The organism is Caballeronia sp. SL1002, assembly GCF_057814995.1.
The window spans coordinates 118,756-145,292 of record NZ_JBYMUW010000003.1 but is presented as its reverse complement, the minus strand read 5'-3'; the positions used below and the strand labels follow the sequence as shown (position 1 = coordinate 145,292).

The window sequence follows — 26,537 nt, the reverse complement described above, 5'->3', positions numbered from 1 at the left end:
GTCGTTTGCACCTGCAATGCGGGGATGCCAGCAAGCGCCAACTCCGAGCCGGCGACGGACAAGCTCGATGCAAGCACGAATCAAGCGTGCAGAACCAGCTTCTGCACGCGCCAGTTCAGCAGTTCGGCGACGAACAGTACGTTCTCCGATGGGCACGCCATCTGATGAATCCAGCCGAATTGCTTCGGCTGCTTGCCTGCTTTTCCGAGCACGCCGAGCACCTTGCCGTCGAGCGTCATCTTGTAGATACGGCCTGGAAATGCGTCGGCGCTATAGAGCACCTGATTCGGTCCGGGCTAGATGCAGATGGCCCACGGCGAGCCTGGCGCAAACGTGCCGGCCGCGATTGCCGCTTCGTCCGGCATGTTGCCGATCGCCGGACGTGCATCAGGCGGCACCGGAACGTCGATCGTGAATTGCCGCTGGAAATTGCCTTCGGTGTCGAACACCTGAATGCGCCGGTTGCTGCGGTCTGCGACATAGACGTTGTCGTTCCTGTCGAGCGCGATGCTATGGGGCGTATGAAACTGCCCCGGGCCAGTACCGCGGTCGCCCCAGGACTTGATCCAGTTGCCGTCGCGATCCACTTTTGCGACGCGCGAGTTGATATAGCCGTCGCTGATGTATCCGATGTCTCCTGTGTGGTATGTCACCTACTCTCAGGTACTGGCGTAATTAACGTACCCGACGTGCAGAGGCAATCGTAGTGCACAAAGCGCTGAATAGCTAAGTCGCCTTTCGGGTTGCTGCTTGCTGGCCGCTAAAGCCTGAACGGCGACACTCGCACGCGGCCAAAAAACAGATTCCCTGGGTGCACCGAAAGTCTTTATGTCATCCGTCGCGGAAGCCTTTCGACATCTAATTTTTGGCACCTCATCAATATCTTCTTCATTTCGATAATCCTTGAAATATCAAAATACGTGGCCTATATTTCGGGCATGAACTCGAACCTCGCTGTGTGCGCGTTGAGCGCTTTAGCCCATGAATCGCGGCTCGCAATCTTTCGATTGCTGGTCGTCGCCGGGCCTGAAGGCATGGCCGCGGGCGAAATTGCGCAGCAGTTAGGGCTATCCCCGTCCAGTCTTTCTTTTCACCTGAAGGACCTGTCGCACGCGGACCTTGTGACGCCGCGACAGGAGGGACGTTTTGTCATCTACACCGCCCACTTCGATGCCATGACGGGTTTGATCGGTTTCCTCACCGAGAACTGCTGCGCCGGCGCCGCATGCTCGGCAAGCGACCTTGCCGCCTGCTGCACACCGGCTAAGTCCGTGGACACTCTCGCAGGACCGAAATGAGCAGCACTGATACCTCGGTCCGCGCAGCGCGCGCGGCGATCGGATTTTTCGAGCGTTACCTGACGATCTGGGTCGCGCTCTGCATTGTTAGCGGCATTCTGCTCGGACAACTTCTTCCGCAACTCTTCCAGGCGGCCGGTCGCATGGAGGTGGCGCACGTCAACGTGCCGGTCGGTGTACTCATCTGGGTGATGATCATCCCAATGCTGGTCAAGATCGATTTCGCCGCCATGACGCAGGTCAAAAGCCAGTGGCGCGGGATCGGCGTGACGCTCTTCGTGAACTGGTTCGTGAAGCCATTCTCGATGGCATTGCTGGGCTGGATCTTCATCCGTCACGTGTTCGCGCCGTGGCTGCCTACGGATCAGCTTGACAGTTACATTGCCGGCCTGATCCTGCTCGCTGCAGCGCCATGTACAGCGATGGTGTTTGTCTGGTCGCAACTGTGCAGGGGCGATCCGTACTTCACGCTGTCACAGGTGGCACTCAACGATTCGATCATGATCGTCGCGTTTGCACCGCTCGTCGCACTGCTGCTCGGACTGTCCGCAATCACAGTGCCATGGGACACCCTGATTATCTCCGTCGGCCTGTACATCGTCATCCCCGTGATCTTGGCCCAAGTGCTGCGCAAGCGCCTGCTTGCCAAAGGCGACGCCCATTTCCAGCGGACTATCGCGCAACTCGGTCCGTATTCGATCTGCGCACTTCTGGCAACGCTTGTGCTGCTGTTCGCGTTTCAGGGGCAGGCGATCGTCCGGGAACCGCTCGTTATCGCGATGCTCGCGATCCCGATCCTCATTCAGGTGTTTTTCAATTCCGGCCTCGCTTATCTCCTCAATCGACGGCTCGGCGTCGCGCATTGCGTGGCGGGACCGTCGAGTCTGATCGGCGCGAGCAACTTCTTCGAACTCGCGGTAGCCACCGCCATTAGTTTGTTCGGCTTCCAGTCGGGTGCGGCGCTCGCGACAGTCGTTGGCGTGCTGATCGAAGTGCCTGTGATGCTGCTGGTCGTCGGCGTTGTAAACCGGTCACAACACTGGTACGAGGCGAGCAACAGCCTGAAGCAACGGGCTAGTGAAGGCCGGAGGGTTAGAAATTGATCGAAGGTCTGCCTAACATCAGTGGTCCGCATCTCGATGCACCCGACCTGCAAAAGCTCACGCCACACGCCGCTTCGCAGCATGCCCCGCGCATCCTGCTGCTCTACGGGTCGCTGCGTCCCACGTCATACAGCCGGCAACTCATACTCGAAGCTGAACGGATCCTTCGTCACTTCGGCGCGGAAACCCGAGTATTCGACCCGCATGGCCTTCCGATTGTGGATAGCGTTTCTGCGGATCACCCAAAGGTCGAAGAACTCCGCAAGCTGTCGGAGTGGTCGGAGGGTCAGGTCTGGTGCAGCCCCGAACGTCACGGCACCCTGACGGCCGTTTTCAAGAACCAGATCGACTGGCTGCCACTTGAGAGTGCCGGTGTGCGTCCGACGCAAGGGCGCACGCTCGCGGTAATGCAGGTGTCTGGCGGGTCGCAGTCGTTCAATGCGGTGAACGCGTTGCGCGTGCTCGGACGATGGATGCGCATGGTGACGATCCCCAATCAATCATCGGTTGCTAAGGCATGGCAGGAATTCGACTCAGACGGACGAATGAAGCCCTCCGCATACTACGACCGCGTGGTCGACGTAATGGAAGAACTGTTCAAGTTCACGCTGATCGTCAGGGACCGCTCCGAATATCTCACTGATCGCTACAGCGAACGCAAGGAAGCGCATCCTGAACTTGCGGAGCAACTGGCCGCCACTGCCATGGACCATGAAACCGACGCGGCCAATGCCGACAACGACGACAGCGAAGCAGAATAGTGGCACCGTCGCGCTCATCCGCGCGATGCACTTCTGGTCGGAAAACTAGACCTCCGCGCATCATGGCTATTTCGCGGGAGGGAGCACTCGCCGGACGAGCCAACGGACTTGTCGGCCATTAAAAGCTGCGTCGCTTTCGGACGTCACGCCTCGCTCCAGGCGCGCCGCAAACACGCCGCGCTCGCACGCACGGCAGCGAGCGGCTCTCCCTGCAAAGCGCATTCTCCACTAAGCGGACCCTGATAACCGCCTGCCTTGAGATGTCCGAAAACCGCACAAGAGATAGCCGAAGGCAAGCGCCGCCGGCGGCAGTTCGTCGATGAGTGCCTTCGCATTCGCGAACGATGCGTCCGTCCTCAAGCTACAACGCCCCTGGCTCACTCGCCGTACCCCACGACGGCCTTCACTTCGAGAAACGCCTCGAGTCCCCACTCACCGTACTCGCGACCATTGCCCGACTGCTTATAGCCGCCAAACGGCGCGCCCGGGTCCCACGCCGGATAGTTCAGGTAGACGCTGCCCGCGCGCAACCGCGACGCCACTTTGCGCCCCGCGTCGACATCCGCCGACTGCACGTAGGCGGCAAGACCGAACACGCTGTCGTTCGCCATCGAGACGGCGTCGTCCACCGTCTCGTAGGCGAGCATCGCGAGGACCGGGCCGAAGATTTCGTCTCGCGCGATCGTCATGTCGGGGCGCACATCGGCAAAAATCGTGGGCCGAACGAAGTAACCTTGTTCCAGTCCTTCGGGACGACCGAGGCCGCCCGTCACGAGCACCGCGCCTTCCTCGATACCCATGCCGATCAGCCGCTGAATGCGGTCGAACTGCAACTGGCTGACCACCGGCCCCATGGTCGTGCCGTTTGCATCGGCCGGGCCGACGCAGTGCGCTTCGGCCGCCCGGCGCGCAATCTCGACCGCTTCCGCGTGACGCGCGGCAGGCACGAACATGCGCGTGGGCGCGTTGCATGACTGGCCGCTGTTGCCGAAACACGCATTCACGCCCGACGTCACCGCGCGTTCCAGATCGACGTCGGGCAGCAGGATATTGGCCGACTTGCCGCCCAGTTCCTGATGCACGCGCTTGACCGTCGGCGCGGCAAGCTTCGCCACTTCCACGCCCGCACGCGTCGAACCGGTGAAGGACACCATGTCCACGTCCGGGTGGCTCGCAAGTGCGGCGCCCACCGTCGGGCCGTCGCCGTTGATCAGGTTGAAGACGCCCGGCGGCACACCCGCCTCGTCGAGAATGCGCGCGAACAGCAGCGCGTTGAGCGGCGACACTTCACTCGGCTTGAGCACGATCGTGCAGCCCGCCGCAAGCGCCGGCGCGACCTTGCAGACGATCTGGTTGATCGGCCAGTTCCACGGCGTGATCAGCGCGACGACGCCGACCGGCTCGTGCGTGACCCGTGTCGTACCGCGCTTTTTCGTCATCTCGAACTCGGGCAGCGTGCGCAGCAACTGTTCGAGGTGCCGCCGGCCGATCCCCGCCTGCCAGGTGCGCGCCAATTCGCGCGGCGCGCCCATCTCGCGCGAGATGGTCTCGGCCATGTCGTCGTGGTGACTCATGTAGACCTCGAGGATGCGGCGAATCAATGCGGTCCGTTCGTCGAGTGTGGTTGCGGCGAAGGACGGAAAAGCCGCCTTCGCCGCCGCCACCGCACGGTCGACATCGACCGCGTCGCCCATCGCGATCTCGGCAATCTGCGCTTCCGTGGACGGATCGATCACTGCCAGGCGGCCGTGTCCGGCCGGCTCGACCCACTGGCCGTCGATATAGAACTTCAGCGTGTTATTCAAGGCAGGTGTCCGTGAGGGTCAAAGGTTGGTTCAGCACAAGCGTGCCGTTTGCAAGCGATCCTGCTTCGCCCCGGCGGCCGGAAGCGTGCCGTAGCTCGCGCGCTTGGCCGCCGCGCGCTCGACGAACATGCTCGGCGTCATGCCGCAGCAACGCTTGAAGTGGCGGCCGAAATGGCTCTGGTCGAAGAAACCGACCTCGGCCGCGACCACCGATCCCGGCAGGCCGGCGAGCAGCAAAGTCTGCGCATGCTGGATGCGCAGCCCGCACAGATAGCGGTACGGCGACAGTCCGTATTGCTGGCGAAAGACGGTCGCGAAGCGCGAGACGCTGAGCGCCGACAGCGCGGCAAGTTGCGCGAGCGTCACGGGTTCGTTGAAATGCGCGTCGATGAACGCGCGCGCGGCATTGAGTGCGCTCGTATCTTTCATTGGGTCGCGGGCTCGGAACGGTTTGCCGCTTGCGTGGCGAAGCGGGTGATCGAAAAGGCGTCCAGCGGGATGCCGGTGCTGCCGGTATCGGCGATCTCGGCGAGCGTCTCGCCGACGCCCGGGCCGATCTGGAAGCCCGAGCCGCAAAAGCCAAACGCATACAAGAGGCCGTCGGTCGTGCCGCTGCGGCCGATGACGGGTTCGCCGTCGGGCAAGTACCCTTCCACGCCGCTCCACACGCGAATCACGTGCAGCGGCGCCATGCCCGGCGCGAGCCGGCGCAACTGCGCGAGCTGGTTCACCGTGTTGGCGGGCAGTACCGACGCGCGGCGCGTGACGGCGTCGGCCGGTCCCGCCGGTCCGCCGCCCACGATGACGTTCCCGCGCGGGATCTGCCGGAAGTAGATGCTCTCGGCCTTGACCGACGTGAACACGCCCATCGACGACTTGAACACATACGGAACCGGCTCGGTGACGGCCATTTGCGGGCCGCTCGCCTTGATCGGCGCAGGCTCGCCGAATTGCGCGCTCAGCTCGCTCGCCCACGCGCCTGCGCAGACCACGAGTTGATCCGCCCAATAGACGTCGCCGCGCGCGCTCTCCACGCGAAAGCGCCCGCCCGTCTTCTCCACCCGCACGATCTCGGTGTTCTCGACGATCAGCGCCCCGTTGCGCGCCGCCGCGCGGCCGAACGCGGGCGCAGCGAGGCGCGGATTGGCGTGGCCGTCGAGCGGAGATACCGACGCCGCCAGCACCTCGCGACCGAGGAACGGCAGGCGGCGGAACATCGCCTCGCCCTGCAGCACATCCAGTTCGAGGCCGTAGTCGCGCGCCTCGGCGGCGTAACGCACGAAGTTCTCCACGTCGTGTCCGTGATAGCACACGCGAGTGTGGCCGGACGGCAGGAACTCGATATCCTCGCCCAGCAATTCTGCCGATTGCTGCCAGGTGCGCAGCGCGCGGTTCGCCATCGCCAGTTGCGGCAACGCGCGGCCCTGCCGCCGGATGCCGCCGAAGTTCACCCCGCTCGCCTGCTGCCCCGTCAGACCGCGTTCGAGCAGGATCACCGAGCGTTTGCGGCGGCGCAGAAAAAACGCCGTGCTCGTGCCCATGATGCCGCCGCCGATCACGATGACATCGGCTTCCTGTGTCGTCATTCGCTCAGCTCCCGGGTCGGTGCTTCTGTGATCTCGGCGCGCTCCGCGGCTTCATCCACCATCGCGACCGGCAAGGGCTTGACGGGCGCCTGACCGCGCAACCGTCCCACCGACGACAACGGCACCGAAGCCGCCGCCGCGATCACTTCCGCGCCCGCGTGCCCGCAATAGCGGCCCTGACAGCGCCCCATGCCCACCCGCGAAAACGCCTTCGCGCGATTGGCTTCCTGCGCGCCCGTCTCGCGCACCACGCGACGCAGTTCGCCCGCCGTGATCGCTTCGCAACGGCAGACGATGGCGTCGTCGGGAAGTGCCGCCGCCTGTTCCGCCGGCCACGGGAATGCCGTGCGCAGCCCGGCCGCGAAGCGCGTGAAGCGCGCGAGATCGGCCCGCAAGCCGTCCATATCCTGCACCGCGACGCCGTTGTCCTGCAAAGCCACAAGTGCCGCAAGCCGTCCCGCGCGCTCGGCGGCGTCCGCGCCGCGCACGCGCGCGCCGTCGCCGGCGAGATACACGCCGGGCACACTGCTGCGGCCGTCCCGATCGATTTGCGGGAGCCATTGTTGCGTGCTGTCGTCGAAGACGAAGGCGCAGCCCGCGAGGTCCGCGAGTTGTGTTTCGGGGCGCAGGTGATAGCCGAGCGCGACCGCGTCGCAGGCGAACTCGGCACGCGCGCCACCGGGCAACGCCACCTCGACGCCGCTCACGCCTTGTTGCGCCGAGCCCTTGATCTCGAGCGGCCGCACGCCGCGATGGACCGGCACGCGAGCGCGCTTGAGCACGCGCATCAGCGCGATGCCCTTGCCGAGGGCGGCGGGAATCGCGAGCAGCTTCGGCAAGGCGGCCAGCCGGTGCGCGAACGTCGACGTATCGAGTACGGCCGTCACCTGCGCCCCGGCCTTCACGTACTGCGCGGCCACGAGGTACAGCAAGGGGCCGCTGCCCATCAGCACCGTGCGCGCGCCGATCGCGCAACCCTGCGACTTGAGCGCCACCTGCGCGCCGCCGAGGCTGTAGGTGCCCGAGTATTGCCAGCCCTTCACCGGCATCAGCCGGTCGGTCGCGCCGCTGCAGACGATCAGCGCGTCGAAGGCAAGTGAGCGATAACGCGCGCCTTCCACCACCAGATGCACGGCGTTGGGCGAGATGTTCCAGACGAGCGTGTTCGGCAGGTAGTCGATGCTGCCCTTGAGCGCGTCGAAACGCTCGTGCAGCGCGGCCGCGCGCGCGGCTTCCGTGCCGTACAGCGTGGCGTAGCTGCGCGTGAACCCTTCCGGCTGGCGTCGGTAGATCTGGCCGCCGTCGCACCGTCCTTCGTCGACGATGAGCGGGCGCAGCCCCGCTTCCACTAGCGCTTCGGCGGCGCGCACGCCCGCCGGCCCCGCGCCGATCACGATCACCCGCGCGGCCATACGCCACCTCCGTTTTCGGTGAGCCGGGTGACGATCGACATGCCGGGCACAGCCGGCGTGCTGCAGGCGCGCACGCGCTCGCCGTCGGCGGTCCAGACCCAGCAGTCCTGGCAAGCACCCATCAGGCAGAAGCCCGCGCGCCGGCCGTCGCCGAATTCCGAGTCGCGCAGGCTCGCCACGCTCGTGAGCAACGCGACCATCAGCGTGTCGCCTTCCGCTGCCTCGCGCGCCACGCCGTCCACCACGATCGGGAACGTCTTGCGGCCCTTCTCCGCCACTCGCACGAATCGTCCGCTCATGCCGCGCTCGCCTCCAGCGTCTGCAGGCGGCTCAATTCCGCAACCGAGTGGTGACACAGGATCTCGGCGCCGGACGCCACTTTCTTGCTCGACGGCGGCGTGACATTGCATTTGCCGTCGATGCGCACCGGGCAACGCGCGCGAAACGCGCACAGCTCGGCGATATCGGCGCTCGGCCCGAGCGGCGGCAACGCGGCAGTGCCGATCGCGCGGCGCGCATCGAGCCAGCCGGGCTTGAGCGCGGGCACGGAATCGACCAGCAGGCCCGTGTACGGGTGATAAGGGGGCGCGGCGAGCACGTCGCGCTGCCCCGCTTCCACGCGATGCCCCGCGTACAGCACGATCACGTCGTCGCAGATCGCGCGGACCGTGGAAATGTCGTGGCTGATGAACATGTACGACACGCCAAGCTCGCGCCGCAATTCCGCGAGCAGATCGAGGATCGCCGCGCCCACCACGGTATCGAGCGCGGAGGTCACTTCGTCGCAGAGAATCAGCGCGGGCCTGGCCGCCAGCGCGCGCGCGAGGTTGATACGCTGCTTCTGCCCGCCGGACAGCCCGGCGGCCGAGCGCGTGGCGATCGACGCCGGCAGCTTCACCAGATCCAGCAGTTCCAGCATGCGTTTTTTCGCATCGGAGCCGCGCTGCTGGTGATAGAACGCAAGCGGCCGGCCGAGAATCTCGGCAATGCTGTGGCTCGGATTGAGTGCGGTATCGGCGTTCTGGAAGACGATCTGGATCTGCCGGTACTGCTCGGGCGTACGCCGAGAAAGCTGCGCCGGCAGCGGCTTGCCGTCGAACAGCACCTCGCCGCGCGCGCGATCCACGAGGCCCGCCACCACGCGCGCGAGCGTCGTTTTGCCCGAGCCCGACTCGCCGATCACGCCGAGCGTGCTGCCACGCGCGATCGACAGGCTGATGTCGTCGAGCACACGCACGGCCGGTACGCCGTGGCGGTCGAGCTTGCCGTAACCGGCGGCGAGCCCACGAATCTCGAGGAGCGGCGGCACGCGAACGCCGGACGGCGGCGGCGTGACGAGTTCCACTTCGGGACGCCGCGTCGCCGCGAGCAACTGCTTCGTATAGACGTCGGAAGGCGCGTCGAGCACTTGCGCCACCGCGCCGTTCTCCTTCACCGCGCCGCCGTTCAGCACGACAATGCGGTCCGCCATCTGCGCGACGACGGCAAGATCGTGCGACACGTACACCGCCGTCGTGCCGAGTTCGCGCACGACTTTCTTGAATGCGGCCAGCACTTCGATCTGGGTGGTCACGTCGAGCGCGGTGGTCGGTTCGTCGAATACGACGACCGCCGGGTCCGTGATGAGCGCCATCGCCGCCATCACGCGTTGCAACTGGCCGCCGGAAACCTGATGCGGATAACGCGTGCCGATGGTGTCCGGCGCCGGCAACGCGAGCGCACGAAACAACTCGACTGCCTTCGCCTCGGCGGCTTCCCGCGTCATCAGGCGATGCAGGAGCGCGGGTTCCGTCACCTGATCCATGATGGTGCGCGCCGGGTTGAAGCCCGCCGCCGCACTCTGCGCCACATACGCCACGGTGCGCGCGCGCATCGCTCGGCGGCCCTTTTCGTCGAGTTGCAGCACTTGCACGTCGCCCACCCGCACCGAACCGCCGCTAATCGTGCAGCCGGCGCGCGCATAGCCGAGCAGCGACAATGCAATGGTCGTCTTGCCCGAGCCGGACTCGCCGATCAGCGCAAGCACTTCGCCCTGGTTCACCGAGAAATCGACGCCCTTGACGATCTCGACCACCGCATCCGGCGCGACGCCCGCGGTCACGCGCAAGCCCTTCACTTCGATCATGCATCGCGCGGTCATCATGCCCCTCCCTTGTCGCGACGGCGGCGTCGCAGGTTGTCGATCACCAGGTTCATGCCGATCGTCAGCGTCGCAATCGCGACAGCCGGCATCAATACGGCGGGCGCGCCTTCCGACAGGCCGCCGATGTTCTCGCGCACGAGCGAGCCCCAGTCCGCGTTCGGCGGCTGCACGCCCAGGCCGAGAAAGCTCAATCCGCTCAGCAGCAGCACGATGAAGACGAAGCGCAGGCCGAAGTCGGCGAGCATCGGATGGATCATGTTGGGCAGCACTTCGACCCGCGCGATGTAGAAAAGCCCTTCGCCGCGCGCTCTCGCCACCTGCACGTATTCGAGCGTCATCAGGTTGACCGCGAGCGAACGCGAGATGCGAAACGCGCCGGGAATGTAGGCAATGGCGGCGACCGTGGTGAGCATGGTGATCGACGAACCGAACGCGGCGATGACCACCAGCGCGAACACCTTGCTCGGAATCGAGATCAGCGCGTCGAAGAGACGGCTCAGAACCTCGTCGATCCAGCGTGGCGAGACGGCGGCGAGCAGCCCGAAAAACGTGCCGATGATGCTCGCCAGCAACGCCGCCGCGAGCGCCAGCCCGACCGTGTAGCGCGCGCCGTAGAGAATCCGGCTCAGCATGTCGCGGCCCAGGTAATCGGTGCCGAGCGGATAGGCTGCGCTGTAACGCCCGAAGATCTCGGTGGACGTGAGCGCGCCGCCCTTGTAAGGCGCGATCAGCGGACCCAGGAAGGCGATCGCGAGCCAGAAGAGGACCAGCACGGCCCCGATCAGGCCGAGCACCGAGAAGCGGCGCACGAGGCGGCGCAACAAGCCCGCTTTCGCGGCCGGCGAAGCGGCAACGTCAGCGGCAACAGCGGCAGGGGCCACGGGCGGCTCGTCGACGAGTTCGTCGCGCGACACGCCATAGAGCTCGGTGCCGGCGTGAGGGATCGGAGGTGTGGAAGGCACGGCGGGTCTGTTCATCGTTGACGCAGCCTCGGGTTGGAGACGATTTGGCACAGGTCGGCAATCAGCACGAGTGCGAGATACGCCGCGCAGAACACCATCACGCAGCCCTGCACGAGCGGCATGTCGCGGTTGGTGACGGCATCCACCATCAGACTCGCGAGACCCGGATAGTTGAAGATCGACTCGACGATCACCACGCCGCCGAACAGATACGACAGACTCAGCGCGACCGCGTTGGCGATCGGGCCGATGGTGTTGGGCAGCACGTGACGCAGCACGACGCGCATCGGCGAAGCGCCCTTGAGCACGGCCATTTCGACATACGACGAATTGAGCTGATCGAGCACGGCCGCGCGCGTCATGCGCGACATCTGCGCGACGATCACGCAGCAAAGCGTCATCACCGGCATCGCGTAGATCCGCAGCAGCCCGCCGAACGACGACACCTCCGACAGATACGACAGCGCGGGCAGCCAGCGCAGCTTGACCGCGAACACCAGCACGGCGATGGTCGCGACCAGGAATTCCGGCACGGCGATGGTGGAAAGCGTCAGCACGTTGAGTGCGCGGTCGAGGAGCGAGCCGCGAAACATCGCCGACGAGATGCCGATCAGCAGCGCGAGCGGCACGGAAACCAGCGCGGTGAGTCCGGCCAGCACGAGCGAGTTCGGCATGCGCGTGGCGATGAGCTGCCGCACCGGAAGGCTGTTCGAGAGCGAGATGCCGAAGTTCCCGGTCGCGATGTCGACGAGCCATTCCACGTAGCGTTGCAGCGCCGGCTGGTCGAGACCCATCTGGTGACGCAGCGCGGTGACCGCCTCGGGCGTGGCCGCCTGGCCGAGCGCCTGTTGCGCGGCGTCGCCCGGCAGGAGTCCGGTGATCGCGAACACCACAGCCGACACCAGCAGCAGCGTGAGCAGCGCGACGCCGAGCCGCGCGGCGATAAGACGTTGCAAGTGTGCTTTCATCGAAGACCGCCCTCTGGTTGATGCTGCACGCCCGTTGCGGCGGGGATGCGTGTTGCTGTGCGTGTTGCCGTGCGTGTCACCGGATACAGGCCCGGCGGCGAACCTCGCCGGCGGGCCGCCTCGATACCGCGTCAGGCGTCGAGCCAGACGTGTTCCGCGAACATGAAGCCCATCAGTCCCGCCAGCGGAATCGATCCGAGACCCTTCAGCTTCGACGTATGCGCGTCGAGCGAGCTCAGGAACATCGGAATGCCGAGACCGCCGGTTTCATGCACCAGCACCTGCATGTCGCCGTAGATCTTCTTGCGCTTGGCGTCGTCGGGTTCGCCGCGCGCGGCGAGCAGTAACTGGTCGAACTTCGGGCTCTTCCAGTTGGCTTCGTTCCACGGTGCGTCGGACTTGAAGAACTGCGTGAAAATCACGTCGGCGCTCGGGCGCGCGTTGACATTGCCGTAGCCGAGCGGATGCTTCATCCAGTGATTCGACCAGTAACCGTCCGACGGCACGCGCGACACCTGCAGGTTCAGGCCCGCTTGCGGCGCGGCCTGCTGCAGCAGCATCGCCATTTCCACCGAGCCTTCCGCCGCCGGCGACGCGAAGATCTGGATCGGCGCGCTGCCGAGCTTGGCCTTCTGGAAGTAGAACTTCGCTTTCTCAGGATCGAAGGTACGCTGCGGGAGGCCCGCGAGGTAGTACTTGTTGGTCGGATCGATCGGCTGGTCGTTGCCGATCGCGCCGTAACCCTGAAACACCGCGCGGCGCGTCTGCTCGCGATCCTGCAGATACATCATGCCGCGCCGGAAATCCGCATTGCCGGTGATGCCGCCTTCGTCGCGAACGATCAGATCGGTGTACTCGCCAGTCTTCGTCTCGAGCACGCTGAAGCCGCCCGCCCCCTTGATCTGCGTGGTCGAGCGCGGGCTCACCTGGGCGATCAGTTGCACGTCGCCCGAGAGCAGCGCGTTCACGCGCGCCGATTCGTCGGCGATACCGATCAGTTCGATTTCGTCGAGATGCGGCATGCCCGGCTTCCAGTACTTCTCGTTCTTCACGCCCACCGTGCGCACGCCCGGCGAGAAGTCCTTGACCTTGAACGCACCCGTGCCGACGGCCGTCTTGAATTCCTTCGTACCATCCTTGACGATCAGGAAGTGCGAGGTCGCGAGAATCACCGGCAGGTCGGCGTTCGGGCCTTCCAGCGTGATCGTCACTTCGTTCGGGCCGGTGGCCTTCACGTCCTTGATCTGGTCCGCGAGCGTCTTCGCCTTCGAAGCGGTCGCCGGGTCCTTGTGACGCAGGATCGAGTAGACGACGTCGGCCGGCGTGAGCGACTTGCCGTCGTGGAACTGCACGCCCGTGCGCAACTTCGCGACCCACACCGTCGCATCGGTGGTTTCAAGCGATTGCGCGAGCGCCATCTTCGCGCCGAGATGTTCGTCCAGTTCGGTCAGGCCGTTGTAGAACATGTTGCAGCGCACGTAGTCGGTCGCGAGCGCGCCCTTCGCCGGATCGAGCGTGTCGGCCGCGGACGAAGAAGGCGTAGCCACCCGGATCTTGCCACCCTGCTTGGGCTTTGCCTGGGCGAGCGCCTCGCCGCTGGCGGCGAGGAGGCTCGTGCCCGTGAGCGACACCATGCCGGCGGCCGCGAGCTTTCTCAGCACGTCGCGCCGCGACGCGCCCTTGGCTGTCAGCCGCTCAAGGCTTGTGCCGATCGGATCGGCGCCGTATTGCGAGTTTTCCTTATGCATAACTTCTCCGCGAGGGTGACAGGGGTAGCTGTGTGATCGATGCTAGGCGATCAATAAAAAATGTCTTTTATGCGGTAATACGTGCCTACGAGCGGCAGGAACCAGGGTTTGCCGGTATGGCCGGGAATGGCGTGCCACTCCGTATCGCGCCATGGATTGCGTTCGTCGCGGCCGTCCATCACGTCGGCCATAACCTGACCCATGTGGGTCGACATTTGCGTACCGTGGCCGCTGTAGCCGAGCGAGTAATAGATGCCTTCGTGCTGGCCTGCGTGCGGCAGGCGGTCGGCGGTCATGTCGACCAGACCGCCCCAGCAATAGTCGATACGCGCATGCGCGAGCATCGGGAACATGGCGGCCATCGCGTGCTGCAGGATGCGTCCGCTTTTCTCATCCGACGGCCGCTCGGACGCGGTGAAGCGCGCGCGTCCGCCGAACAGAAGCCGCGAGTCGGGCGTCACGCGGAAGTAGCTGTGCATCAGCCGCGTCGTGGTATAGGCGCGACGGTTCGGCAGGACCTGCGCGAGCAGTTCGGGCGGCAGCGGCTCGGTCACGACGATGAATGAACCGATCGGCGCGATACGGCGGCGGTACCAGCCGAACGGACCGTGCCGCGAGGGTCCGGTCGCCACCAGCACCTGCTTCGCGCGGACTTCGCCACGCGCTGAGATCACGCGGTAGCCGCCCGCTTCCTGGCCGATTCCCGAAACGCCCGCGTGTTCGTACAGCTTCGCGCCGCGCGCCGCCGCCGCATCGGCGAGACCGACCACGAACCGGCCCATGTGCATCTGGCCGCCGTGCCGTTGCAGCAGTCCACCGTAGAAGCTGTCCGACTGCACCTCGCCGCGAATCTGCTCGGGTCCGAGCAATTCGATGTTGGTATCGACTTCGCGACGGATTACCTCCGCCGTCTTCTCCAGGTGCGCAAGGTGATGCGGCTTCGACGCGAGCTTGAGCTTGCCCGTCGCCTGATAGTCGCAATCGATACCGTTTTCGCGGATCAGCCGCTCGACGGTATCGACCGCATCCGCGAACGCGCGATAGATCGTGCGCGCGCGCTCGGCGCCGTACTGCGTAACCAGTGCCGCGAAATCCTGCGCGACGCCCGTGTTCACCTGACCGCCGTTGCGGCCCGATGCGCCGCCGCCGATCCGCCCTGCATCGAGCACCACGACCGACGCGCCGCGCCGCCCCAGGGCTTCCGCCGCCGACAAGCCGGTGAAACCGCCGCCGATCACGACCACGTCGGCCTGAGCGTCGACCGGGCCTTCGCTCGCCGATGTGAGCGGCGGCGCGGTATCGAGCCAGTAGGAGTCGAGCTTCATGCGGGAGAGTCCTTGCGGTTGAGTCGCGGTGCGGGTCTAAAAGCGGGTCGCAAAAAAAGCGCGGCCGGCTGCGCTTACAAACCGAGTTGCGTCGCGAGGTCGGGGATGTCGTTGACTTCGTAGTAGTCGTAGTAAGGCGTCGACGGTTCGTGGCCGCGGTTCACGAAGGCCTTGTGCTTAATGCCGAGGTCGTGCGCGGTCATCAGGTCGTAGCGCAGGCTCGACGACACGTGCAGCACGTCTTCCGGATTGCAGTTCAGTTGGTCGAACATATATTCGAAACCCGGCATGCGCGGCTTGTACGACTGTGCCTGTTCGGCGGTGAAGACCGCGTGGAACGGCGCGCCGAGCTTGTCGACGTTGCTCTGGATCTGATTGTTCGACGCATTCGACAGAATCACCAGCTTGTACTTCTTCGCGAGCCGCGACAAGCCTTCCGGCACGTCCGCGTGCGGACCCCAGGTCGGGACGGCGGTATAGAAGGTCTCGGCTTGCGCTTCATCGAATTCGGCGTTCACGCGTTTGCAGGCGCGGCGAAACGCGTTGACGATCACGTCGCGGTACGGCTTCCATGCGCCGAGCACTTCGTCGCGGCGATAACCCGAGAAGAAATTGACCAGCTTCTCGAGATCTTCGGGGCTGAGTTTGTCGCGATACATGTCGCGCGTCATGTCGGCGAGATGGAAACGCGTGAGCGTGCCGTAGCAATCGAAGGTAATGTACTTCGGCTCGAATTCGATCATTTTGTCCGTCCTATCGGTGGTGTGAGCTCAACGTGAGCTCCGTGGCGAAAACTGAAAACTGCAGTGCGTGGAGAAGATTTAATCAGCGCAAAAACATAGATGTCCCTGATTCGCGCGTGTCCGCCGACACAAACCATGCGTTTTGATGCGGTCACACAGCAGAGTCTGCGGCGAGGCTTTCGGCATCCCGGCGCGGGGCTTCGGCGCACGGAAAACGGCCTCAGCAAGCGCTTCAGAAGCCGCCTCGAAAGCGCCCTCAAAAGCGGCTCTAGACGCGCCCTCAGGAACGAATGTCGATCAGCACGCTCTTGAAGCGCAGATTGGCCTCGTAGGCTTGTCGCCCGAGGTCCTTGCCGATCCCCGAACGCTTGTAGCCGCCGGTCGGGATCATGAAATCCGATGTGCGGCCGTAGCGGTTGACCCATACGGTGCCGGCTTCCAGTCCGCGAACGAGCCGCAGCGCGCGGCCCAGGTCGGCGGTATGAACGCCTGCCGCCAGCCCGTAATCGGGATGCTGCGCGAGCGCGAGCGCTTCTTCTTCCGTGTCGAAAGTCTGCAGCGTCAGCACCGGGCCGAACACTTCCTCGCGCACCGCTTCGTGATGCGCGCCGACGTCGGTCAGGAGTGTCGGTGCGTAGAATGCGCCGGGCGCGCCGCCGTCGGCCCGCGCGCCGCCATAGCGCAAAGTCGCGCCCGCCGTCACGGTGCGCGCCACGATGGACTCGATGCGCGCCGCCTGCGGCTCGGAGATGATCGGCGAGAGCGTCGTGCCCGCCGCCCACGTGGCGCCGGCCTTGAGTTGCGCGAAAACCTGTCCGATCTTGTCGGCGAGCGGTTCCGCGAGACTGCGCTCCACCAGCAGCCGGGAGCCCGCCACGCAGACCTGCCCGGCGTTGCCCGCGATGGCGCCGGCGATACGGCGCGCGACGTCGTCGAGACGCGGTGCGTCGGCGAAGACGATCTGCGGACTCTTGCCGCCGAGTTCCAGCGTGACCGGCTTGGTGCCGGTTTCCGCGCAGGCCGCCATGATCGCCGCGCCGGAGCGCGTCGATCCGGTGAAGGTGACCTTGCTGATTTTCGGATGACGCACGAGCGCGTCGCCGGTGACGCGGCCGTCGCCCTGCACGACGTTGAAGATGCCGGCAGGCACGCCCGCCTGCACCGCCAGTTCCGCGAGACGGAGCACCGAAAAAGGCGTCATCTCCGAGGGCTTGAGCACGACGGCGTTGCCCGCCGCGAGCGCGGGCGCGATTTTCCAGGACGCCATTACCAGCGGAAAATTCCACGGCGCGATCGCCCCGATCACGCCGTAAGGTTCCGCAATCGTCATGCCGAGGTGATCGTGATCGGTCGACGCGACGTCGCCGCCGAGTTTGTCCGCGAACTCCGCATAGAAGCGGATGCCTTCGGCGGTGAACGGCACGTCCCAGGCGACGGCATCGCGTACCGGACGCGTCGAGCCGACGGCTTCGAGCGTGCCGAGGAAATCGACGTCGGCGGCGACGAGGTCGGCGAAGCGCCGCAGGATGCGTGCGCGTTCGCGCGGCGCCATGCGTGCCCAGCCGCTGTGACGAAAGGCTTGCCAGGCGTTCTCGACGGCACGGTCGATCATTTCCGCATCGGCGACCGGCACCGAAGCGTAGACCACACCGTCCGACGGCCGCGCGACATCGATACGGCGCGCGCCCTGGTCGACATATTCACCGCCGATGAAATGGCCGCTGCGAATCGCGACGTCGTCCGGATTGAAGCTGTCCATATTTCGAGGTTCCTCATGAGCTGGCAACAGGGGGCGTGCGATCGCGCCGCTTTTGGGGCGTCGTGCCCATGAAGAATCGTAGAACTTATGCCGCCGCATTTCGCACCGACAAAATTGGCGGCGCAGCAGATTGCAGTGGTAATGGGCCAGCGAACGGCTCGTTTATAGGGGCCGGGCTTTTGGGGGGCAGTTTCGAGACCTGGGCGGCCAAAGGTTTCTGAAACCTTGACGTTTTTTTGGCGACTCTAAAAAAGAGCCAGCAAAAGAAATGACTCAGCCGCGCGCCGCCAGAAGGATCGTCCTAGTCAACGACGCACACCCAATGCCAAAGTAAGGTCGTCCAGTCACAGAGGAGACCGGCGTGTCCGATCCCATCACCTACAGACCCTTCACCGACGACGACATCGCCGCCGCCCACGCGCTGACGGTCGAACTCAAATGGCCGCATCGCGCGGACGACTGGCGCTTCGTCGCGCAGCTCGGCGCAGGCTTTGTCGCGGAAGATGCGAGCGGCGTGATCGGCACGGCGCTCTGCTGGAAATATGGCGCCGATCAGGCGTCGCTCGGCATGGTCATCGTGTCGCCGGCGCAGCAAGGGCGCGGCATCGGTCGCCGGTTGATGGAGCTCGTACTGGAAGAACTGGGCAGCCGCGTCACCTGGCTGCATGCCACGGTCGCCGGGCAGCCGCTCTACGAAAAGCTCGGCTTTCGCGCTGTCGGCACGCTCGACCAGCATCAGGGCGCGGCCTTCCAGCCGCCGCTCGTGTCGCTGCCGCCGGGCGAACGGCTGCGTCCGCTCGGCGCAAACGACACGCCGCGCCTCGTCGAGCTGGCGTCAGAGGCGAGCGGCGTCAATCGCAGCGCCGTGCTCCCGGCGCTCCTCGCCACTGCCGACGGTATCGCGCTCGATCGCGACGGCAAGCTGGTCGGCTTTGCGCTTTTCCGGCGCTTCGGCCGTGGCTTCGCGATCGGCCCGGTGGTCGCGCCCGCCGACGACGGCACGAATGCGCTCGATACCAACCGCGCCAAGGCGCTGATCAGCCACTGGCTCGCGCTCAATGCGGGCGTGTTCGTGCGCATCGACACGCCGGGCGATAGCGGCCTCGCCGGCTGGCTCGACCAGATGGGCCTGCCGCGCGTCGATACGGTCGTAAGGATGGTCCGCAACGCGCCGCAAGCAACGCCGCATGCCGAGGCAAGTGAATACCGGCAGTTCGGCATCATCAATCAGGCGATCGGCTAGGCGGCCATGACATTCCTCTACAAGGCCGATCCCGCGCGCGGCGCACAGTGGGCGAGACTTTTCGCGCAGAAAGCGCCGGACGTGCCCTTTTATGTCTGGCCGGACAGCGGCGACCTTGCCGCCGTACAGTATCTAGCGGCCTGGCAGCCGCCCGACGACCTTGCCCGCATGTTGCCGAACCTCGAAGTGGTGTTTTCCGTCGGCGCGGGTATCGACCAGTTCGATCTCTCGAAAGTCCCAACGCATGTCCCGGTGGTGCGAATGATCGAGCCGGGAATCGTCGAGGGGATGGTCGAATATGTCACCCAGGCCGTGCTGACCATTCACCGGGACCTGTTCGACTACGCCCTGCAGCAGCAACGGCAAGTCTGGCGCGCGCAGCCGGTCGTGGCGGCGGCGGAGCGCCGTGTCGGGGTGCTGGGGCTGGGCGTGCTCGGCACGGCCGTGCTCGAACGGCTGCGTCTTTTCGGCTTCGACTGCGCGGGCTGGAGCCGCTCGCCGCGCTCGATCGAAGGCATCGAATGTCATGCGGGCGAAGCCGCGCTGGATACGTTCCTCGCGCGCACCGACATCCTGATCTGTCTCGTGCCGCTTACGGACGCCACGCGCGGTCTGCTGAACGCGGCGCTGTTCGGCAAGCTGCCGCGCGGCGCTTCGTTGATCCAGACCGGCCGTGGCCCGCATCTGAATCAGCGCGATCTGCTTGAGGCGCTCGATGACGGCCAGCTGGCGAATGCCATTCTCGACGTCACCGACCCCGAGCCGCTGCCCGCAGGCGATCCGTTGTGGACGCATCCGCGTGTGCGCATCACGCCGCACATCGCGAGCGCGACGCGGCCGGAAACCGCCGTGGACGTGGTGCTCGACAACTTGCGCCGCCATCGCGAAGGTCTGCCGATGCTCGGTCAGATCGACCGCGCACAGGGCTATTGATCGCCCCGCGAGCGGATTCGCGCGACGGCGCGTGCAGCAGAATATGCTGGGCGGGTGCGGCAAAACGCTCCGGCCGCGCTCTTTGGACAATTTTTTAACGGCGGGACGATCGTCGAGGATCAGTAGTATGGGGAGGGTCAATAGCCCTTCCGCCCTTGCACGAAGAGATAACCTACCATGTCGATCCAGTCCCTCATTGAAGCCGACCGCAAGCACCTGATTCACCCGGTCGTCAACTATCGCGCACACGAAGCGCGTGGCGTCACGGTGCTCGAATCCGCCAACGGCGCGTTCCTGCGCGACGCGGCCGGAAACCAGTTGCTCGACGCGTTTTCCGGCCTCTGGTGCGTGAACGTCGGCTACGGGCAGCAGAGCATCGTCGACGTGGCGACCGAACAGATGAAGAAGCTCCCCTACGCCACGAGCTACTTCCACTTCGGCTCGGCGCCCGCCATCGAACTGGCGGAGAAACTCGCGGCATCCGCGCCGGCTTCGCTGCAGCACGTGTACTTCACGCTCGGCGGATCGGATGCGGTGGATTCCGCGCTGCGCTTCATCACGCATTACTTCAACGCCACCGGCCGCCCCGCGAAGAAGCACATCATCGCGCTGCAACGCGGCTATCACGGTTCGTCGACGATGGGCGCGGGCCTCACCGCCTTGCCCGCGTTCCACCGCAACTTCGACCTGCCGCTCGCGACGCAACATCACCTGCCTTCGCCCTACGCCTACCGCAACGATTTCGCCGACGACGCCGCGCTGATCGCTGCCTCCGTCGCGGCGCTCGAAGCAAAGGTCGCAGCGCTCGGCGCGGACAACGTCGCGGCGTTCTTTTGCGAGCCGATCCAGGGGTCGGGCGGCGTGATCGTGCCGCCGGTCGGCTGGCTGAGCGCCATGCGCGAGACGTGCCGCAAGCTCGGCATCCTGTTCGTCGCCGACGAAGTCATCACCGGCTTCGGGCGCACGGGACCGCTCTTCGCATGCCAGGGCGAGAACGTGGAGCCGGACTTGATGACGGTCGCGAAGGGGCTGACCGCGGGCTACGCGCCGATGGGCGCGGTGCTGATGTCCGACGAGGTGTATCGCGGCATCGCGGATGCGGGCGGCGACGCGATCGTCGGGCACGGCCATACGTATTCGGCGCATCCGGTGAGCGCGGCGATCGGGCTGGAAGTGATGCGGCTCTATCAGGAAGGCGGGCTGCTCGCGAACGGCGTCGCGCACGGCCCGCGTTTTGCGCAAGGGCTCGACGCACTGCTCGCGCATCCGCTGGTGGGCGATTCGCGGCATCGAGGCTTGCTCGGCGCGCTCGAACTCGTCGCCGACAAGGACAGCCGCGCCGGTTTCGACCCGGCGCTGAAACTGTCCGAACGGATCTCGACGGCGGCTTACGCGAATCGTCTGATCTTCCGCGCTTTCGGCGACAACATCCTCGGCTTCGCGCCGGCGCTTTCGTACACGGATGCCGAGTTCGACCTCCTGTTCGAGCGGCTGCACAAAACCCTCGACGACGTTCTCGCGCAAGCCGACGTCCGCGCCGCGCTGAGAACCAAGAGCCGTGCCGCTGCGTGCTAGAGTGAGAGGTCTCCCTGAGACCCATTCACCATCGCCGGAGCGATAGATTCACGATGAGCAGCGATTGCAAGCTAGACCGGATTGACCTGCGTATTCTCTCCCAGCTGCAAAAGAAGGGGCGGATAACGAATGTCGAGCTTGCCGATGCAGTCGGCCTTTCTCCGAGCCCCTGTCTGATCCGCGTCAGACGTCTGGAAAAGGCCGGCTATATCATCGGCTACGGCGCGCAGATCCAGCTCGAAAAGCTCGGTGACGTGCAGATCGTCTTCACCGAAGTCACGCTCGCCGACCATCGGCGGGAAGACTTCATCAAGTTCGTCGCGGCGATCCGCGACATCGACGAGATCGTCGAATGCCATCTTGCAAGCGGCGGCTACGACTACCTGCTGAAGTTCGTGACACGCAGCGTGAGTCACTACCAGAGCATTGTCGAAGGACTGCTCGAGCGGGATATCGGCATCGAGAAATACTTCAGCTACGTGATCATCAAGTCGCCGTTCGTGAAGAGCCATTACCCGCTCGAAACGCTCTTCTCGCAGAATCACAACTAGTCCACGGCAGCGGAAGCATCCTCCGGGCGGTCGGCGGGCGGACTCCAGCGCGCGAATTCCGCGCTCAAAAAATCGACGCACACGCGCACCTTCGCCGATTGCGCGAGCCGCGCCGGATACACCGCCCACAGGTTCGCGGGCTGAGTGGCCTCGGGCAGGACGTGCTGCAACTGGCCGCTCGCGAGCAACGGCTCCACGTCCCACAGGGAGCGCAACACGATCCCGCGCCCGGCCAGCGCCCATTCCACCGCCACTTCGCCGTGATTGGTCGAGAGCGGCCCGGTCACCTTGATCGACATCGCTTCGCCGCGCACCATCAAACGCCACACGCCGAACGGATGATCGCGCTCTTTGATGGCGAGGCACGCGTGCGACGCGAGATCGGCGAGCTGGCGCGGCGCGCCGTGCTGCGCGAGGTACGCGGGCGACGCGCAGAGCACCCGGTGGTTCGACGCGAGACGCCGCGCGATCAGGTGCGGCGCGATGTCGTCGCCGATGCGGATGTCGAGATCGAAGCCCTCGCCCGCGACATCCACGATGCGGTCGAACAGGTCGAGCCGCACGGCAAGCTGCGGAAAACGCTCGGAAAAGCGCGCGAGCGACGGCGCGACGTGACGCCGGCCAAAACCGAAGCTGCTGGAGATGCGCAGCTTGCCGCTCGGAACGCGGCGCGTAGTGGAAACGTCCTCGATCAGATGTTCGACGTCGTCGAGGATCTTTTCAGCCCACGCATAAACCCGTTCCCCCGCTTCCGTAATGGCGACGCGGCGCGTCGAACGGTGCAGGAGCCGCGTGCCGAGCGTGCTTTCGAGCACGTTGATACGCTTGCTGACATACGCCGCCGACACCGACAAGGCTTCCGCCGCCGCGCTGAAACTCGCCCGGCGCGCGACCTCGCAGAACACCCGCAAGTCGTCGAGGTCGGGAGAAGGAATTGGATTCATGGGCGGCTCACGTTGTACACGATTCGTGCATAGTGACTTAACTAAAGTCCATATTTTAGTCCGCGATGGAAGCAATAAAATAGGCCGTACCGAAAACTTTCTGGAGGAGACACCATGTCGAAGACATATCGGATCGCCGTGATCCCGGGCGACGGGATCGGCGTCGAAGTGATGCCGGAAGCGTTGCGAACGCTGGATATCGTGAGTAAGCGCTTCGATCTCGAACTCGAGTACCGTCACATCGAATGGGCGAGTTGCGATTACTACGCGAAGCACGGCCAGATGATGCCCGACGACTGGAAGACGCAACTCCAGTCGTGCGACGCAATCCTCTTCGGCGCGGTCGGCTGGCCCGACACGGTGCCCGACCACGTCTCGCTGTGGGGTTCGCTCCTCAAGTTCCGCCGCGAATTCGACCAGTACATCAACCTGCGCCCGGCGCGGCTCTTCGCGGGCGTACCCTCGCCTCTCGCGGGCCGCAAGGCGGGCGACATCGACTTCTGGATCGTGCGCGAGAACACAGAAGGCGAATATTCGTCGGTGGGCGGCGTGATGTTCGAAGGCACCGAGCGCGAGTTCGTGCTGCAGGAATCGGTATTCACGCGCCACGGCAGCGAACGCGTGCTCAAGTTCGCCTTCGACCTCGCGCAACGGCGCAAGCGCAAGAAGATCACGGTGGCAACCAAGAGCAACGGCATCGCCATCAGCATGCCGTGGTGGGACAAGGTCGCCGCCTCGGTCGCGGCGCACTATCCCGACGTGGCCTGGGACAAGCAGCATATCGACATCCTGTGCGCGCGCTTCGTGCTGAACCCCGATCGCTTCGACGTGGTGGTCGCGACCAACCTGTTCGGCGACATCCTTTCCGATCTGGGTCCGGCCTGCACCGGCACGATCGGCCTCGCGCCCTCGGCCAACCTGAACCCGGACCGCAAGTTCCCGTCGCTGTTCGAACCGGTGCATGGCTCCGCGCCCGACATCGCGGGCAAGAACGTCGCCAACCCGATTGCGATGATCTGGTCGGCGGCGATGATGCTCGACTTCCTCGGCAATCACGAAGGCAACGAACGCGCCGCGCACGACGCGATCCTCGCGGCAATCGAAGCCACGCTGGTCGAAGGGCCGCTCACCGGCGATCTGGGCGGGCGCGCCAACACTACCGAAGTCGGACAGGCAATCGCCGCCAAGCTGGCTTCGTGATCGGCTTGCAGAAGCCACGGAGAAACTCATGACACGCAAATTCGAACTGACGGAGCTGATCCGTGAGGACAACTTCATCGACGGCCGCTGGACGCCGGCTCAGGATGGCGCGCGCTTCGCCGTGACGAATCCGGCCAATGGCGAGGCAATCGCGCAGGTCGCCGACAGCGGCCCCGCCGATGCCCGCGCCGCCACCCACGCCGCAGCCCGCGCCTTTCCCGCTTGGCGCGACATGCTGGCGAAGGAGCGCGCCGCGATCCTGCATCGCTGGCACGCGCTGATCGTCGCTAACCAGGACGCGCTCGGCGCGCTGATCTCGCTCGAACAGGGCAAGCCGCTCGCGGAAGGGCGCGGCGAAGTCGCCTACGGCGCGTCGTATGTCGCGTGGTTCGCGGACGAGGCGACGCGCATCTACGGCGATATCATTCCGCAGCAGCAGCGCGGCAAACGCATGACGGCGGTGAAGGAGCCGGTCGGCATCGTCGCGGCGATCACGCCGTGGAACTTCCCGCTTGCGATGATCGCCCGCAAGATCGCGCCCGCGCTCGCGGCCGGTTGCACCGTGATCGCCAAGCCCGCTGAAGACACGCCGCTGACCGCGTCGGCGCTCGTGCTGCTCGCGCACGAAGCGGGCGTGCCGCCGGGCGTGCTCAACCTGATCACCGCCTCGCGCGACCGTGCCGTGAGTACGGTCGCCGACTGGCTGCACGATGCGCGCGTGCGCAAGATCACCTTCACCGGCTCCACGCCGGTAGGCAAGTATCTCGCGCGCGAATCGGCGGAGACGCTCAAGAAACTCTCGCTGGAACTGGGCGGGAACGCGCCGTTCATCGTATTCGACGATGCCGACCTCGACGCCGCCGTGACCGGCCTCCTCGCCGCAAAATTCCGCAACGGCGGCCAGACCTGCGTCTGCCCGAACCGCGTCTATGTGCAAGCGGGCGTGTACGAACGCTTCGCCGACCTGCTCGCTACGCGCGTCGCCGCGCTCAAAGTCGCGCCCGCCACCGACCCGGCCGCGCAGATCGGTCCGATGATCAACGTGCGCGCGCTCGACAAGATTGCCCGTCACGTGGACGACGCCGTTGCCCGCGGCGCGCGCGTTCTGGCGGGCGGCAGGCGCATGCCCGAACTCGGACCGCACTACTACGCGCCCACCGTTCTCGCCGACGCGACGCCTGACATGCAACTGAGCTGCGAGGAAACCTTCGGCCCCGTCGTGCCGCTGTTTCACTTCGACACGGAAGCCGAAGCCGTGCAGGCCGCCAACGACACGCCGTTCGGTCTCGCCGCGTATTTCTACAGCGAAAACCTGAAGCGCATCGACCGGGTGTCGCGCGCGCTGGAAGCGGGCATCGTCGGCATCAATGAAGGCGCGCTAGCGAGCGAGGCCGCGCCGTTCGGCGGCGTGAAGGAATCGGGTTACGGCCGGGAAGGCTCGAAGTACGGTCTCGACGACTACCTTTCAATCAAGTACCTCTGCCAGGGCAATCTCGAATGACACTCGAAGCGTATCCGATCGACGTCGCGTTTCCCGACATTACGGCGCATGAGGCGTCGGACTCCGGCATTCCCTACCTCCATACCTTCGACTCGGGCGTGCCCGGCCCGCACGTGATGATTCAGGCGCTCACGCATGGCAACGAAGTGTGCGGCGCGATCGTCGTGGATGCGTGGCTCACGCTCGGGCTTCGACCGCGGCGCGGACGCCTGACGCTTGCATTTGCAAATGTCGCGGCCTACTTCAGCTTCCAGCGCGCGAAGCCCGACGCGGCCCGCTTCGTCGATCAGGACATGAACCGCGTCTGGACCCGCGCCGTCCTCGACGACACCTCGCGCCGTTCCAGCGAACTCGATCGTGCGCGGGCCTTGCGGCCGGTGATCGACACGGTCGACCTCCTGCTCGACCTGCACTCGATGCACGAGAAGAGCGCGCCGCTGATCGTCGCCGGACCGCTCGACAAGGGCATCGATCTGGCTGTCAGGCTCGGCACGCCGGCCACGGTGATCTGCGACGAAGGTCATCCCGAAGGTCGTCGAATGCGCGACTACGAAGACTTCGGCGACCCGTCGAGCGCCAGGAATGCTTTGTTGATCGAATGTGGGCAGCACTGGGAAGCGAGCGCCGTGAGCGTCGCCCGCGATGTCAGCGCGCGCTTCCTGCTGCTTGCGGGCGTGATCGACGAAGTGGACGTGCCGGCGGGTTGGATTGCGCCGCTGCCCGATACGATGCACGTCGTGCGCGTCACGCAGCCGGTGGTCGCGACGAGCATGGACTTCCGCTTCGCGGGCCCATACACGGGCCTCGAAATCTTCGAGAAAGCCGGCACGGTGATCGGCTGGTCAGATGGCGAACCGGTCGTGACGCCCTACGACAACTGCATGCTGGTCATGCCGTCGCTGCGGCAACTGCGTCCGGGGGTCACTGTCGTGCGGCTCGGCCGGGTCGAGCAGACCATCAGCCGCGCGCGTTGAAAA

25 protein-coding genes are annotated in these 26,537 nt (G+C 65.4%); 10 read left to right on the top strand and 15 right to left on the bottom strand.

All coding sequences use genetic code 11. The annotated features are described in order from the left end of the window. Positions 1 to 80: 80 nt before the first annotated feature. Together AC3D25_RS18115 and AC3D25_RS18110 are read right to left on the bottom strand one after the other, a co-directional pair. Positions 81 to 281: a hypothetical protein gene (locus tag AC3D25_RS18115; protein WP_488889850.1), complete on the bottom strand. Its 201-nt coding sequence runs from the start codon at positions 279 to 281 to the stop codon at positions 81 to 83. Positions 282 to 296: 15 nt separating this feature from the next. Next, positions 297 to 653 (bottom strand): 6-bladed beta-propeller, encoded by a 357-nt coding sequence (locus AC3D25_RS18110; protein WP_488889849.1) that lies wholly within the window; start codon positions 651 to 653, stop codon positions 297 to 299. A 285-nt stretch (positions 654 to 938) separates the two neighbouring features. Between AC3D25_RS18110 and AC3D25_RS18105 the strand changes: the two genes are divergently transcribed. The 3 genes from AC3D25_RS18105 to arsH are packed head-to-tail and all read left to right on the top strand — an operon-like array spanning position 939 to position 3,162. Beyond that, positions 939 to 1,298, top strand: a complete 360-nt coding sequence (locus AC3D25_RS18105; protein ID WP_488889848.1) for an ArsR/SmtB family transcription factor — start codon at positions 939 to 941, stop codon at positions 1,296 to 1,298. Beyond that, entirely contained in the window at positions 1,295 to 2,401 is a 1,107-nt protein-coding gene (gene arsB / locus AC3D25_RS18100) for an ACR3 family arsenite efflux transporter (RefSeq protein WP_488889847.1), read from the top strand. The genes AC3D25_RS18105 and arsB overlap by 4 nt, the downstream gene beginning before the upstream one ends. Continuing rightward, positions 2,398 to 3,162 (top strand): arsenical resistance protein ArsH, encoded by a 765-nt coding sequence (gene arsH / locus AC3D25_RS18095; protein ID WP_488889846.1) that lies wholly within the window; start codon positions 2,398 to 2,400, stop codon positions 3,160 to 3,162. The genes arsB and arsH overlap by 4 nt, the downstream gene beginning before the upstream one ends. Positions 3,163 to 3,539: 377 nt before the next feature. Here the strand turns inward: arsH and AC3D25_RS18090 are convergent, their stop codons facing one another. The 12 genes from AC3D25_RS18090 to AC3D25_RS18035 all read right to left on the bottom strand — a co-directional run bounded on the left by AC3D25_RS18090 (position 3,540) and on the right by AC3D25_RS18035 (position 17,613). Then, on the bottom strand, positions 3,540 to 4,967 hold the full coding sequence (locus tag AC3D25_RS18090; RefSeq protein ID WP_488889845.1) for an aldehyde dehydrogenase family protein: 1,428 nt from the start codon (positions 4,965 to 4,967) through the stop codon (positions 3,540 to 3,542). A gap of 30 nt (positions 4,968 to 4,997) precedes the next feature. Beyond that, the gene (locus tag AC3D25_RS18085) at positions 4,998 to 5,396 is read right to left on the bottom strand and encodes a helix-turn-helix domain-containing protein (RefSeq protein ID WP_488889844.1); all 399 of its coding nucleotides are present in this window, start codon (positions 5,394 to 5,396) and stop codon (positions 4,998 to 5,000) included. Next, complete coding sequence (locus tag AC3D25_RS18080; protein WP_488889843.1) at positions 5,393 to 6,553, bottom strand: NAD(P)/FAD-dependent oxidoreductase; 1,161 nt, start codon at positions 6,551 to 6,553, stop codon at positions 5,393 to 5,395. Before AC3D25_RS18080 ends, AC3D25_RS18085 begins: the two co-directional genes overlap by 4 nt. Next, positions 6,550 to 7,965, bottom strand: a complete 1,416-nt coding sequence (locus AC3D25_RS18075; RefSeq protein ID WP_488889842.1) for an FAD/NAD(P)-dependent oxidoreductase — start codon at positions 7,963 to 7,965, stop codon at positions 6,550 to 6,552. The genes AC3D25_RS18080 and AC3D25_RS18075 overlap by 4 nt, the downstream gene beginning before the upstream one ends. Beyond that, complete coding sequence (locus AC3D25_RS18070; RefSeq protein ID WP_488889841.1) at positions 7,950 to 8,264, bottom strand: (2Fe-2S)-binding protein; 315 nt, start codon at positions 8,262 to 8,264, stop codon at positions 7,950 to 7,952. Before AC3D25_RS18070 ends, AC3D25_RS18075 begins: the two co-directional genes overlap by 16 nt. Continuing rightward, positions 8,261 to 10,105 carry an ABC transporter ATP-binding protein gene (locus AC3D25_RS18065; RefSeq protein WP_488890454.1) on the bottom strand — a complete coding sequence of 615 codons (1,845 nt, stop codon included), beginning with the start codon at positions 10,103 to 10,105 and terminating at the stop codon, positions 8,261 to 8,263. Before AC3D25_RS18065 ends, AC3D25_RS18070 begins: the two co-directional genes overlap by 4 nt. Then, a complete protein-coding gene (locus AC3D25_RS18060) occupies positions 10,105 to 11,085 on the bottom strand; it encodes an ABC transporter permease (RefSeq protein ID WP_488889840.1) in 981 nt (326 codons plus the stop codon). The genes AC3D25_RS18065 and AC3D25_RS18060 overlap by 1 nt, the downstream gene beginning before the upstream one ends. Beyond that, positions 11,082 to 12,038 carry an ABC transporter permease gene (locus tag AC3D25_RS18055; RefSeq protein WP_488889839.1) on the bottom strand — a complete coding sequence of 319 codons (957 nt, stop codon included), beginning with the start codon at positions 12,036 to 12,038 and terminating at the stop codon, positions 11,082 to 11,084. The genes AC3D25_RS18060 and AC3D25_RS18055 overlap by 4 nt, the downstream gene beginning before the upstream one ends. A 131-nt stretch (positions 12,039 to 12,169) precedes the next feature. Then, positions 12,170 to 13,786, bottom strand: coding sequence for an ABC transporter substrate-binding protein (locus AC3D25_RS18050; RefSeq protein ID WP_488889838.1), 1,617 nt, complete (start codon positions 13,784 to 13,786; stop codon positions 12,170 to 12,172). A gap of 50 nt (positions 13,787 to 13,836) precedes the next feature. Beyond that, entirely contained in the window at positions 13,837 to 15,111 is a 1,275-nt protein-coding gene (locus AC3D25_RS18045; protein WP_488889837.1) for an NAD(P)/FAD-dependent oxidoreductase, read from the bottom strand. A 74-nt stretch (positions 15,112 to 15,185) separates the two neighbouring features. Beyond that, a complete protein-coding gene (locus AC3D25_RS18040; RefSeq protein ID WP_488889836.1) occupies positions 15,186 to 15,854 on the bottom strand; it encodes a haloacid dehalogenase type II in 669 nt (222 codons plus the stop codon). Positions 15,855 to 16,134: 280 nt separating this feature from the next. Further along, positions 16,135 to 17,613 carry an aldehyde dehydrogenase family protein gene (locus tag AC3D25_RS18035; RefSeq protein ID WP_488889835.1) on the bottom strand — a complete coding sequence of 493 codons (1,479 nt, stop codon included), beginning with the start codon at positions 17,611 to 17,613 and terminating at the stop codon, positions 16,135 to 16,137. 361 nt (positions 17,614 to 17,974) lie between these two features. Here AC3D25_RS18035 and AC3D25_RS18030 point away from each other — a divergent pair, with 361 nt between their 5' ends. From AC3D25_RS18030 to AC3D25_RS18015, 4 genes are all read left to right on the top strand, one after another. Then, positions 17,975 to 18,856 (top strand): GNAT family N-acetyltransferase, encoded by an 882-nt coding sequence (locus AC3D25_RS18030; RefSeq protein WP_488889834.1) that lies wholly within the window; start codon positions 17,975 to 17,977, stop codon positions 18,854 to 18,856. A gap of 6 nt (positions 18,857 to 18,862) precedes the next feature. Beyond that, a complete protein-coding gene (locus AC3D25_RS18025; protein WP_488889833.1) occupies positions 18,863 to 19,789 on the top strand; it encodes a 2-hydroxyacid dehydrogenase in 927 nt (308 codons plus the stop codon). A gap of 177 nt (positions 19,790 to 19,966) precedes the next feature. Continuing rightward, entirely contained in the window at positions 19,967 to 21,364 is a 1,398-nt protein-coding gene (locus tag AC3D25_RS18020; RefSeq protein WP_488889832.1) for an aspartate aminotransferase family protein, read from the top strand. A gap of 53 nt (positions 21,365 to 21,417) precedes the next feature. Continuing rightward, positions 21,418 to 21,915 (top strand): Lrp/AsnC family transcriptional regulator, encoded by a 498-nt coding sequence (locus AC3D25_RS18015; protein ID WP_488889831.1) that lies wholly within the window; start codon positions 21,418 to 21,420, stop codon positions 21,913 to 21,915. Here the strand turns inward: AC3D25_RS18015 and AC3D25_RS18010 are convergent. Further along, complete coding sequence (locus tag AC3D25_RS18010) at positions 21,912 to 22,859, bottom strand: LysR family transcriptional regulator (RefSeq protein ID WP_488889830.1); 948 nt, start codon at positions 22,857 to 22,859, stop codon at positions 21,912 to 21,914. The two genes, AC3D25_RS18015 and AC3D25_RS18010, sit on opposite strands and share 4 nt — an antisense overlap. A 114-nt stretch (positions 22,860 to 22,973) precedes the next feature. On the opposite strand from AC3D25_RS18010, the gene AC3D25_RS18005 reads away from it, so the two are divergent. Genes AC3D25_RS18005 through AC3D25_RS17995 form a run of 3 tightly spaced genes read left to right on the top strand, consistent with a single transcriptional unit; the run spans position 22,974 to position 26,534 of the window. Continuing rightward, positions 22,974 to 24,059, top strand: coding sequence for a tartrate dehydrogenase (locus AC3D25_RS18005; protein ID WP_488889829.1), 1,086 nt, complete (start codon positions 22,974 to 22,976; stop codon positions 24,057 to 24,059). A 28-nt stretch (positions 24,060 to 24,087) separates the two neighbouring features. Continuing rightward, entirely contained in the window at positions 24,088 to 25,560 is a 1,473-nt protein-coding gene (locus AC3D25_RS18000) for an NAD-dependent succinate-semialdehyde dehydrogenase (RefSeq protein WP_488889828.1), read from the top strand. Beyond that, positions 25,557 to 26,534: a M14 family metallopeptidase gene (locus tag AC3D25_RS17995; protein ID WP_488889827.1), complete on the top strand. Its 978-nt coding sequence runs from the start codon at positions 25,557 to 25,559 to the stop codon at positions 26,532 to 26,534. The genes AC3D25_RS18000 and AC3D25_RS17995 overlap by 4 nt, the downstream gene beginning before the upstream one ends. Positions 26,535 to 26,537 lie beyond the last annotated feature (3 nt).